Below are 11,988 nucleotides of genomic sequence, written 5' to 3'. Positions count from 1 at the left end.
TACGGGCAGCGACACCTGATGAGGCTCGCCGAATACTTGGTTTAGGACCGTCGGCGGCTCAAGGCCATCTGAGTACAGCTACGTAGACCCGGGCCGAATACCTGCTCACGAATCGAGTACTACTTACGCATCCGGAAATTCGCCAAAGTCCATACCGTGGACTTATCACTGGTCAAACTTTGATTGCGAAGGTCTCACCCATGTTTCAGGAAGACGCCGGATTGCCTGCGGGCAGCGGTAGAACAGACGCTATTCCATCACCACCGAGGCTCACCCAGGGACGGTATGACAAGCCCTTCACCCGCCAGCAGATCGGGGCTGATGTTGTCGAGACGCTGACATCGGGCTCAGGTTGCGGCGTCGTCCTCGTCGGGGACCACGGGGCCGGAAAATCCTTCATTGCCCAGCGGGCCCTGGAGCAGCTCGGCGAGGACTATATGGTGGTCCAGGTACGGGGCAGCTCCATTTCCTCCAGGCTTCCCTACGGCGCCCTGAGCGTCCTCCTGAACGAACTCGATGCCTCCCATCTTGAGCACCCTCTTATGGTGCTGCGGGGGCTCACCCAACTGCTCCACACCAAGGCCCAGGGCCGCGCCATCATCCTGTTCGTGGACAACGCACACGACCTCGACGATCTGTCCTGCATGATGGTGGCCCAGCTCAGCGCCGGAGGGCACGTGACGCTGCTTGCCGCCTGCGTGGACCTTCCCCAGGTCGGTGGCGACATCATGGGTCTCTGGAAGGACGATCTGCTCCGCCGCGTGGACCTGGGGCCTTTCGATTTCGCCGAGACGGCCGCTACGCTCAACCAGGAATACGGGGGGCATTTTTCACACACGGCTGCGCGGGCCCTGTGGAGCGCCAGCGGTGGGAACGCACTCTTCCTGCACTCACTGGCGCGGGAACAGATCAGGCTCGGCACGGTGCTACGGCAGGAAGACACCTGGGTCCTCGGAAGCAGGCCCATCGCCTTGACCGGGGAAGTGCGGGACATCCTCAAGGCGCGGTTGAACAGGCTCAGTCCCGGCCAGCGCGACGTTTTTGAGCTTCTGGCCCTCGCCGGCGCCGTTCCGCTGCAGACGCTCATGAGCATCTTCAACCCGCAGGACATGGATGCGCTGCAGGAAAGGGCCCTGATCCATGTCAGCCATGATCATCCGCCGATGGTCAGCATCGCCAACCCGGTCACGGCCGGAATCGTCGCCAGTGTCGTCCCCCCGGGCCGGAGCGCGGAACTCAGGCGCCGGCTCACAGCCGTGCTGACAGACGCCGAGCAGGCCGAACCCGGCGGTTCCACGGGTGTGGCGTGGGCCCTGGACTGCGGGGAAAAGATTAGCCCCGAACTGGCCCTGAAGGCTGCGCGTCTGGCCAACAACGCTTCGGATCCAACCGCGGCGCTGAGGTTCATCAGCGAAATCGATGGCAGTGGGGCATCCGCCGGAGTGGCCATCGAATCCGTGCATGCCCACATTTCGATCAACAACGACGAGTCCGCCCGCCGGATCCTGCACAGCCTGGATGATTCCGCCGGTGCGGATCTTCCGCTGGCCGAGTGGGTCGCCGTGCAGTTGCTTCGCATCGGGCTGGACCAGCGCAGCCCCGTAACCGCGGCCGACGCCCGCGCCAGGCTGCGCCTGGTCCGCGAACGACTCGATGGATTGCCTGTGGAAGACTCGGCCGCGGCGGGAGCAGCGCTGGAGCAGTTGCGCCTGGCCGAGGTAAAACTGGCAGTCTTCGAGGGCCGCTACGAGGACGTCCTGGAAATCCGGGAGGAGCTTGACTCTGCGCTGGGCACCGAGACAGGAATTCTCGCCGCGAGCCTGCTCTGCGAGGCCCTGGCCGTCAGCGGAAACGTTCCCGGCGCCATGGGGCTGGGCAAGCAGGTCATCGCGGCGGCGGCGACAGTTCCGCTGGCTGACCCCACCATGCGCGAAATAAGGGGGCGGTTCCTGCTGCTTATGCTGCTTTCTGCGAAGTTCAGGGACGCATCCGCCTTCCTTTCGGCCGCATCCGGAACCTCCGACCCGCACTCCCGATTTGGGGGGATGTTCGAGATCGGGCAAGGCCTGATCGATCTTCATGCCGGGCACTTGGACGTTGCCATCCCGTGGCTCGAGGCCGGGATGTGGCAGCTCCGGACACAGGACCCCGAGTCCCTGGCCGGTCTGGCCACGGCGGCCTGCGCCTACGCGGCCGGGCTGCACGGGGACGAGGAAAAGGCCAGCCGGCTGCTCGCGGAACTGACGCAGCCCCAACCCCGCAGCTCCTGGCTGGTGGGCCGCATGACGCGGTACTTTGAGCTTTGCGCCTTGGCCGAACTCGGCCAGCGCGCCGTTGCAATCCGCACGCTCGTTGCCGAAGCAGACAGCGATGCGGACGCCGGAGCCGTGGCCACGGGGCTGCTCTTCCTTTCCGCAGCGGCCAGGCTCGGCGACCGTCAAGTGAGCCAAAAGCTCGACGCGCTCGCCGGCCGGGTCTCGGGCGAGTTTGCCCTGCTGTGCTCCCGGCTCGCCGAGGGCATGAAGGAGTCGGCCAGCGAAACGTTGCTGGCGGCGGCCAAGGATTTCGAAGCTGCGGGAAACGCGGTTTTTGCCAGGGACGCCGCCCGCAAGGCCGTGACCTGCGCCAACGACGCCGGGAACCGGATAGCCCTTCGGGTCGCCCAGCGCACTGAGCAATCGCTCGACGACTCGTTCGGCAGCCCGAAGAACGGCCTTCATTCGCTCACCGCCTCGACCTTGACGGCAAGGGAGTGTGAAGTGGCGGTCCGGGCGGCAGCCGGGACGACGAACCGCAAGATTGCCGAACAGATGCACGTGTCGGTGCGCACGGTGGAAGGTCATCTCTACCAGGTGTACGCCAAACTCCACGTCGCAAGCCGGTCGGAGCTGAAAGATGTACTCGCGGCGCCGGCCGCCAGCGCCCGCCTCGGCTGACAGCACACCCCGGGATCCGCGCCCCGCGGGACCCTGGGACAATCCTCGGTGACGGGAGGGACTCCGCGTGGAGAGCCTGGTTGACCGCGCACTGATTGGTCGCTCCGGCGTTATCAGGGACGCGCTGCGGTGCCTCCGCGACGAGGGGAAGGGCGGAGTGCTGATTGCGGGCAGCCCGGGCTCGGGGAAGTCCGCCGTGGTCAAGGCCGTCATGGATGAGTTCCGGCCACGGGGAACGGTCATCCGGCTCACGGCAACCCCGGCACTGGCCGCGGTGCCGTTTGGCGCCCTCTCGCCCCACCTTGCCGGTCTGCCGGTCGATGATCTCGATTCTTACGCCGCCGTTGTCAGCGACGTCACGGCAAGGCTGCGGGCGGAAAAGAGTCTCGCGTTGTTCGTGATCGACGACGCCCATAGCCTCGACAGCGGAACCCGCGAGCTCGTTGCGCAGGCAGTTGCCACCGGCGCCGCCAAGCTGCTGGCCAGCTCCCGGCCCGGACCGCTGATCCCGGAGGAATTCCTGGCTCTTTGGGATGACGGAATCCTCGCGAAGTTCGGCTTGGCCCCGCTCAGCCGGCCCGAAGTCCACCAGCTCTGCGAACGGGTCTTGAAGGCTAAAGTTTCCCCCTGGGTGAGCGGGCTCTTCTGCAATTTGACCGCCGGCAACCCCCTTATGCTGATCTCCCTGATCAGACACGCACGCCGAAGCGGTGCCATCGCAACGCGCCGAGGCATCTGGTTCCTGCACGAGCAGCCCGAACTGGCTGGCATTCCGGCAGCGGACCTCGTTGACCACCAGGTGCGCTCGCTCCCGCCCGAGGAGAAGGCCGCTGCAGCCATCATCGCCCTGGCAGGGCCGCTGTCGCTCGGCCAGCTTCTCCGGTTCAGCAGCCCCAGGGTCGTGGACGCCCTGGAAATGGCGGGCATCATTACCATCTCCCGGGACCGCCAGCGAACGGTCCGGCCGGCGAGCCCCCTGATTGGCGAAATCATCCGCAGCCGTGTCCCGGCGGGACGAAGTGCCAGCCTCCGGGCGAGCCTGCTCGCCCTCCTTCCGGGCGGCGAAATCCATCCGGAAGCCGTGCTCAACCAGTTGCGCTGGTCGCTGGACTGCGGCGCGCAGCCGCCACCGGAGCAGCTGCTGGCGGCCGCCGCGGCAGCAAACGCCGCGCTGGACCCTGCGACGGCGCTCCGGGCCGCAGGCGCGGTCGGGCATCAGCGCTTCCTCCCGGAGGCCAAAATCCAGCTGGCGTATTCCCACTTCATCCTGGGTATGCGAGAGGAGGCAACTGAAGAGCTTTCAGCCGCCCAGGACCTGCTGCACGGCCGCCAGTCGTTCCTGGCGGCCCTTCTGGCTGCCAGGCTTGGCCAGGGGGAGGTGACAGCCGGGACGCTGGCTCCAGCCGGCCGGGAGACGCGGCTGCCGGAGCTTCAGGGCGGTCTGCGGCCGCTTTCTGAAGCGGCCGGGGCGGCTCCCGAGCTGTACGTGCCGGCGCTGTCCAGGCTCGCCGAAGTCCGGAGTGTACGAGGAGAAGTGCTGGCGGGGCTGGGCGCCGACAGGGAGGCGTGGCGCGGTGCCGCGGGTGCCAGCCAGGCGCTCCCTCTCGTCTACGAGGACCTCCTGACCCGTCACTGCATGAACCTGGTCCGGGCCGGCGAATGGGAAGAGATTACCGTCGCCCTCGACGACTATTCAGCGACCCTGCCGGAGCGGCTGCTGTACAGCGGGGGTCTCACCCACACCATAGGCGGGTATTCCCTGCTTCGACAGGGCAGGCTGCGGGAAAGCCTGGCCGAACTTCTCCTCGGGGTGGAAGAATTGCTGATTGCCGATCCGTGGGAACTGTTGGCGTTCGCGCGCCCTCTGGCCGCTTACGCTGCGGCGGTGGTGGGGCAGTTGAGAGAGGCCCAGGAGTATGCGCTTGCCTTCCGCAGTTCGGCACACCAGGAGGAACCGCAGTCTCTACGGCTGCTGGCGGAAGCCTACTGCACCGCCGCCGAAAAGATCGCGGGAGAGAGTCGCGCGGACGAGGACAGCCTTCGGGCCCTTGCCGACTCGGCCCAGCGGCAAGGGCTCCGGAGCGTGGAGACCGAGATCAGGAGGCTCGCGCTCCGCGCCGGGGACGAGAGTGCCGCGACGGCGTTGGCCGAAAGCAGCCGCGCCGTCGAAGGGCGCGAGGCCCAGCTGGTTCAGGCCTTCGCGGTCGCCGTTTCGGCCGCCGATTCCGCCCGGCTGGTGGCGCTCAGTGACCAGGCGATGAGCGCCGGATACCTGCTGCTGGCCTTGGAAGCCGCCCAGCAGGCAGCGCATTTCCTGGAAAGCGATCCCGACAAGTGGAAGCTCACCTCGGTCCAGCGGAAAGTCCACCACCGGATGGTTGCCGCCGGCATCGCCGGCAACATGCACCTTGTCCGGACCGAACGCCAGGGCGGACTGACCCCGCGCGAGACAGAAATCGTGAAATTGCTGTCCGGAGGGGCTACGAATGCCGAGATCGCAGTGCAGCTTTGCGTTTCGGCGCGGACTGTTGAAGGTCATCTGTACCGCATTTTCGGAAAGCTCGGGGTTAGCCGGCGGGGGGAGCTGGCGGATGCGGAAAATGAGGCTCCTCTCGCCTAATATCGGCAGCTGCCAACTGGACCGGCCCGCGACTGCGTAATTTTCGGGTGAACCGGCGGACCCGCGGGAGTATTGCCAAGTAGTGGGGAAGGGGTGCACCGGCAGAAGTCAGGTAAACCCTACTCGTGCGCTGCACAGGCCCCAGCGATTGACTTAACCCAGTCAGGGAATGAAGACTAGAACGAACCAAGACGGACCTAGGTTTTCAAAAACTCAGCTTTCCAATACCTTGCTTTTCAACAAACTGGCACACCGAACTCCTTCACTGGAGCCGTACGGTGCCTTAACCGGCAGCCGTACCCCAAGGTCGGAGCCGGCGGCGTCAGAGCCTTCTGAGACCGAGGCTCTCCCCCCAGCCGCCGCCGGCTCCCTGTACTGTACCCATCACGGGCGTTAATCAACCGGGCGCCCTATTCGACGCCCCGCAGGAGCCGTAAGGCCCCGGCGGGGCGTTTTGGCGTCCTGCTGCTGGAGCGGAAGGAAGCCAAAGGGGAACGTGAGATAATTAGGTCTAATCTGTGTGACGTATTAGCGTCGGCTTCGTCGGTGCGGACGGTGCGCCACAGCGAATGCCGATCTAGGAGTTTCTGCCAATGGTTGCCACACCAGCCCATCTCCTCCGCTCAGCCGCAGCGCTGGGCAACGAGGAGGTCTTGAGGATCCGCAACGACTTCCCGATCCTGCACCAATCCGTCAACGGGAAGCCGCTCGTCTACCTTGATTCCGGCGCCACCTCGCAGAACCCGCTCAGCGTGCTGGAGGCCGAACAGGAGTTCTACGAGCAGCGGAACTCCGCCGTGCACCGGGGTGCGCATCACCTCGCGGTGGAGGCCACCGAAGCCTTCGAGGACGCACGCGAAACCGTGGCGGATTTCATCGGCGCAGATCCGGACGAACTTATCTGGACCTCCAATGCCACCGAGGGCCTGAACCTGCTCAGCTACTCCTTCCTGAACGCCTCGCTCCCTGGCGCCTCTGCAGAAGCCGCCCGCTTCGCGCTCGCCGCCGGTGACGAGATCGTGGTCACGGAGATGGAACACCACGCCAACCTGATTCCCTGGCAGCAGTTGGCCGAACGTACCGGCGCCACGCTGAAGTTCATCCCCGTCGATGATGCAGGGGCACTGGACCTCGACGCCGCCGCCAGCCTGATCGGCGGGCGCACCCGTGTGCTGGCCTTCACACACGCTTCCAACGTTCTCGGCACGATCAATCCGGTGTCCACCTTGGTCTCCCTCGCCCGGGCCGCAGGCGCGCTCGTAGTGCTGGACGCCTGCCAGTCCGCCCCACACCTGCCTCTGGACGTCAAGGCCTTGGACGTGGACTTCGCTGTCTTCTCGGGACACAAGATGCTCGGCCCCACCGGGATCGGCGGTCTTTACGGGCGCTCGGATCTGCTCAACGCCATGCCGCCCTTCCTGACCGGCGGATCGATGATCACCACCGTCACGATGGAACGTGCGGGATTCTTGCCCAGCCCGCAGCGCTTCGAGGCCGGCACCCAGAAGATTTCGCAGGCCGTGGCGCTTGCCACCGCCGTCGACTACTTGAGCGAAACCGGCATCTCCCGGATCCACGCGTGGGAAGCGGAGCTGGGCCAGCGGCTCGTGGAAGGGCTTGAGGCCATCCCCGGGATCCGTGTGCTGGGTCCGGCCGCCGGCCAGGAGCGGATCGGCCTGGCGGCGTTCGACGTCGCCGGGGTGCACGCGCACGACGTCGGACAGTTCCTCGACAGCCGCGGCATCGCCGTCCGTGTGGGGCACCACTGCGCCCAGCCGCTGCACCGCCGTCTCGGGCTGACGGCGAGCACCCGGGCCAGCACCTACCTTTACAACACCACGGATGACGTCGATGTGTTCCTCGACGCCGTCGCGGGTGTCCGCGGATACTTCCAAGCCTGAGGACGGCACTGCATGAGTCTTGACCAGCTGTACCAACAGATCATCCTGGAGCACGCCAAAGCGCGGCACGGCAGCGGGCTGGCCGGGGCCGCCGTTCCGGAAGCGGCCAGCAGCGGCCAGTCGCACCAGCTCAACCCGGTCTGCGGCGACGAAATCACCATGCGGGTCTCGGTGGCCGGCGGCAAGGTCAGCGAGCTCCGCTGGGACGGCGAGGGCTGTTCGATCTCGATGGCCTCGGCCTCCGTGCTGACGGATCTGGCCGAGGGCCTGGAAGCGGACGAGCTGCGCCGCGTGATCGACAGCTTCCGCGAGGTGCTGCGCTCCCGCGGCAAAGTTCCAGCCGATCCGGAGATCCTGGGCGACGCGGCGGCCTTCGAGGGCGTGGCCCGGTATGCCGCCCGGGTGAAGTGCGCCATGCTGTCCTGGGTTGCCGCCGAGGACGCCCTGAATCAGGCTCTGTCCCACTAATCCCCTCACCGCTGGCCTCCTCTGTGGGCAGGATCAGTGATTCCGTCTTGGCATAGAGGCCGCCGGCGCGGCAGAGGGCGCGGGCGGCGCGGTCCGCTATTGGCGCGTCTACCGTCGTCGGCGGCATACGGCAATCCAGCTGTCGAGCTCAACCCTGAGCGATATTTCTCCCGCCCCGGCGGTATCGAGTAGCCAATCGAGTGGTGGACCGACGCCGGTACGGGTATCGGACTGCCACTTTAGTGGTTGACGTGCCTTAAAGACGGGTAGAGCCCACTCGTGCCGGAGTAGTGCTGTGTTCATAGGCTGAATCATGTTGGGGCGTAGACAGAATCGGGGACGAAGCGGGGTCTCAGAAAAATGCAAGCTGCGTCTGACTTTCGGCCACGGGGATCGCTCATTACCGGTTCCCCATTGTTCGGGGTCAGGGCGACTTGCATCCTACCGGGAGCGGGAACCCACTTTTGAACCGGTGACGAGCTGGGCAGTATCCGCAGTACCCAGACCTCTCCGTCGTCGGCCTTTTTCAGTGGGACACAGGAAAACAACGGGACAGCATGAATACCGGGAGGTCGACGAACATGACGCCGAACACCAAGATCAAAAATCGCAGAGCCAAGATGGCAGGAGTCTCGCCACTGACGGAGGCGACGCATGAGTGGCCCGATGAAGAGGCCATGAACTTGGCGCCGGTGCACGCGAACGCGGCGGTCCCCTTCCAGGAGATTGTGGAAGAAGAACAGACCTTCACCTTTGATGTGGCCATCGTGGGTCTTGGCTATGTAGGCCTGCCGACGGCACTTGCGGTCAATGCATCCGGCCGCAGGGTTCTCGGGCTCGATGTGTCGGAATCGCGGCTTGCTGTGATCCGCGCCCAGGAGGCTGACCTGCTGGAGTCCGACAAAGTCCGGTTAGGCAACGCCCTCCGCGACCCCTCGTTCATGATCAGTACAGATCTTTCCTTGCTGGCACGGGCTGCTGCGGTCGTGGTGTGTGTGCCTACCCCCGTGGATCCCTATCTCGTTCCCGACCTCGGAATTCTCCGGGCCGCCTGCGCCTCGGTGGTCGAGTTTGCCGTTCCGGGCCAGCTCCTGATGCTGACGTCAACGACTTACGTCGGCTCTACCAGGGATCTCCTTGCCGTGCCGCTGGCTGCCAAGGGACTCATTCCGGGACGGGACATCTTCGTGGCGTTTTCGCCCGAGCGCATCAATCCCGGGGTGGACGCCTTCTCACATGAGGACGTTCCCAGGGTTGTCGGCGGAGTGACGCCGGCTTGTGGCGACGCGGCCGCGGCGCTGCTGGGCGCAAGCACCAAGCTCGTGCACAAGGTTCCTTCCGCCGATGTGGCTGAAATGACCAAGCTGGTGGAAAACACCTTCCGTGCGGTGAACATCGCACTGGCCAACGAGTTCGCGGATATCTGCCACGAACTTGGCATGGAGGTCATGGACGTCATCGATGCCGCGTCAACAAAGCCATACGGCTTCATGCCGTTCACTCCCGGCCCCGGCGTCGGCGGCCACTGCATCCCGTGCGATCCGCACTACCTGCTGTGGCAGTTGCGCAAGGCCCGGGTGACGGCACCGGTTATTGAGCACGCGATGGCAGGCATCGCGGGTCGGCCGCACCAGGTGGTGGACAAGGCCCGCCGGATTCTCTCGGAACGCAACCATGGCCTCACAGGTGCCCGGATTCTCGTCCTTGGGGTGGCCTACAAGCCCGACGTTGAAGACCTGCGGGAATCGCCGGCCCTGGAAATCATCGCGGAGCTGATCGCAGACGGCGCCGAGGTGGCCTACCACGATCAGTGGTGCCCGACCGCGCCTAACGGGCACGGTGGCCGGCTCGAGTCACTTGAGGATCCGACGCTTTGGGAGGCCGATCTGGTGATCATGCACACGAAACATACGGCAATGGATACCGACTGGCTGAGGGATGCTCCGGCGGTCCTGGACACGACGTATCGACTTCCCAACCGGGCCAACGTGACGCGGCTGTGAATCGTTCTTCCGATGAAGCTGAACTAAGAAGGTAGGAGCAATGAAGACCACAATCACTGGGGGAGCCGGCTTCATCGGAAGTCACCTTGTCGAACACCTGCTGGCCGCGGGTGACGAGGTAACCGTTCTGGACAACCTCTCCACCGGACGGTTGGAGAACCTGCGGAACGTCATCGGGCACCGGAAATTCCATTTCCTTGAAGGGAACATCCTGGACAGATCAGCAGTGGACAAGGTGGTTGCCGGTTCGGACCGCGTCTTCCACCTCGCCGCGGCCGTTGGCGTGAACCTGATCGTGGAGCATCCGCTGGAGAGCCTGCGCACGAACATTCACGGCACTGAGGTTGTCCTGGATTCTGTCCTGGCAGCCGGGGCATCGCTCCTTCTGGCCTCAACCAGCGAGATCTACGGGAAGAATACCTCGGACAGCCTGAGCGAGGAAGCCGACCGGATTCTCGGTTCCGCGCTTAAATCCCGGTGGACCTATGCCGCAGCAAAGGGCATCGACGAAGCCTTCGCGCACGCCTACTGGCGGGAGTTCGGGCTGCCCGTGGCAATCGTGAGGCTCTTCAACACTGTGGGGCCGCGGCAGACGGGACGCTACGGCATGGTGGTGCCGCGGCTCGTGAAGCAGGCTCTCGCGGGGGAGCCGCTCACTGTCTACGGTGACGGGAAGCAGACACGGTGCTTCTCGTATGTGGGAGACATCGTGCCCGCGATCACCAGGATCTCTGAGGAAGCTTCGGCCCACGGCAACGCTTACAACCTCGGGGGAAGCTATGAGATCTCCATTCTCACGCTCGCCGAGCGCATCGTGGCGCTTCTTGGCAGCGAAAGCAGTATCACCCTCGTCCCCTATGAGGAGGCGTACGCCGAAGGCTACGAGGACATGCGGCGGCGTGTGCCGGACAACAGCAAGGCCCGGCAGTTGGTCGGGTTCGACCCGAAGACCACCCTGGACCAGATCATCCGCAACGTTGCGGCGGACCAAAGCCCGCAGATGCGACCTGACCCTGTCCAGTGGAAAGTGACGATGGTTAACAACTAAACCTAAGTCACGACGGCCGTGAACCAGCGGCCATTAAGGTGCAGCGCCGGCTGGGGGCGGCCGCCTTCTTCTATCGCAACAACGCGAATTTCCATAAGCTGTCCTCATCCAGTACAGCAAGGTTCAACAATTTGCAGGCGGACGGCCGTGCATCCGGAGCTGCTTTTCCGGGGGCACGGCCGCCCGACGTTGCAGCAGCGTTCTATTGGCAATCGACAGTCTGGGCGGAACACAGTGAAGCAATCAAGAGAGCGGTCCAAGGAATCCCTGTTCAAGCGATTCGTCATAGTAGGCCTTGTGGGATTCTTGACGGTGTCCTGCTCGGGGCCCCAACCGGAACCCACTCCCTCGACGCAGGCAGGATACCCGTGGCACACGGGTATCGTGGCGACGACCTTCTGGGTGGGAGAAATCTTCGACCCCAACGCGGAGGACGGCAGCCAGGTGACGTCCACTTACGACAGCCAATGGATGCAAAGTTACGGAGGGTGCGACGGGGTGGTGAAAAACGGTTGCGAGACGGAGGCCAGGACAAGTTCGAACGACTATTTCCCCAGCAGCATGACGCCCAAGGAAAACCCCTTCTATTTGGATCTGCCCTATGACGACATCAACAATAGAGTCGCTTTCTCCGAACGGGCCGCGGTCATCCCCTGGGCCAAGGATGCGACCCTTGCCGGCCAATCTGCCAACTTGAGGGTCAGCTACATGAAGAACCGGTGGGTGAAGATCCGGATGAACGGCAAGGAATGTTATGGCCAGATTGAAGACGCCGGTCCCGGTCAGTACGAGGACAAGGCATACGTTTTTGGAAACGACGACGCCCGGCCCAAGAACAAGGAATTCAACGGAGCCGGGATGGACGTCTCACCCGCGCTCAACGGTTGCCTGGGCTTCAAGGAATTAGACGGGGAGAACGACAAGGTGGACTGGCAGTTCGTCGACCGCAAGGATGTGCCTGCCGGCCCGTGGTTGAAGCTGGAGACCCAGCGCCCGGTCCAGTAGGCCGCCC

Annotated in this window: 7 protein-coding genes; all 7 read left to right on the top strand. The window is 64.6% G+C overall.

Annotated elements, in window-relative coordinates:
• Positions 1-200 precede the first annotated feature (200 nt).
• The 7 genes from E5206_RS17185 (at position 201) to E5206_RS17155 (ending at position 11,981) form a co-directional block, all read left to right on the top strand.
• Positions 201-2,936 carry a LuxR C-terminal-related transcriptional regulator gene (locus tag E5206_RS17185; protein ID WP_136323544.1) on the top strand — a complete coding sequence of 912 codons (2,736 nt, stop codon included), beginning with the start codon at positions 201-203 and terminating at the stop codon, positions 2,934-2,936.
• A 67-nt stretch (positions 2,937-3,003) separates the two neighbouring features.
• Positions 3,004-5,556 carry a LuxR C-terminal-related transcriptional regulator gene (locus E5206_RS17180; RefSeq protein ID WP_136323543.1) on the top strand — a complete coding sequence of 851 codons (2,553 nt, stop codon included), beginning with the start codon at positions 3,004-3,006 and terminating at the stop codon, positions 5,554-5,556.
• A gap of 587 nt (positions 5,557-6,143) precedes the next feature.
• Positions 6,144-7,457, top strand: coding sequence for a SufS family cysteine desulfurase (locus E5206_RS17175; RefSeq protein ID WP_136323542.1), 1,314 nt, complete (start codon positions 6,144-6,146; stop codon positions 7,455-7,457).
• A gap of 12 nt (positions 7,458-7,469) precedes the next feature.
• Positions 7,470-7,925: a Fe-S cluster assembly sulfur transfer protein SufU gene (gene sufU / locus E5206_RS17170; RefSeq protein ID WP_136323541.1), complete on the top strand. Its 456-nt coding sequence runs from the start codon at positions 7,470-7,472 to the stop codon at positions 7,923-7,925.
• A gap of 581 nt (positions 7,926-8,506) precedes the next feature.
• Positions 8,507-9,928 carry a nucleotide sugar dehydrogenase gene (locus tag E5206_RS17165; protein WP_136323540.1) on the top strand — a complete coding sequence of 474 codons (1,422 nt, stop codon included), beginning with the start codon at positions 8,507-8,509 and terminating at the stop codon, positions 9,926-9,928.
• Between the two features lie 40 nt (positions 9,929-9,968).
• The gene (locus E5206_RS17160; protein WP_136323539.1) at positions 9,969-10,976 is read left to right on the top strand and encodes a GDP-mannose 4,6-dehydratase; all 1,008 of its coding nucleotides are present in this window, start codon (positions 9,969-9,971) and stop codon (positions 10,974-10,976) included.
• Between the two features lie 384 nt (positions 10,977-11,360).
• Positions 11,361-11,981 carry a hypothetical protein gene (locus tag E5206_RS17155; protein ID WP_240689809.1) on the top strand — a complete coding sequence of 207 codons (621 nt, stop codon included), beginning with the start codon at positions 11,361-11,363 and terminating at the stop codon, positions 11,979-11,981.
• Positions 11,982-11,988 lie beyond the last annotated feature (7 nt).

The organism is Arthrobacter sp. PAMC25564 (assembly GCF_004798705.1).
Classification (GTDB): domain Bacteria; phylum Actinomycetota; class Actinomycetes; order Actinomycetales; family Micrococcaceae; genus Arthrobacter.
The sequence above is the reverse complement of the archived record's forward strand: the minus strand, read 5'-3'. Positions and strand labels throughout refer to the sequence as shown.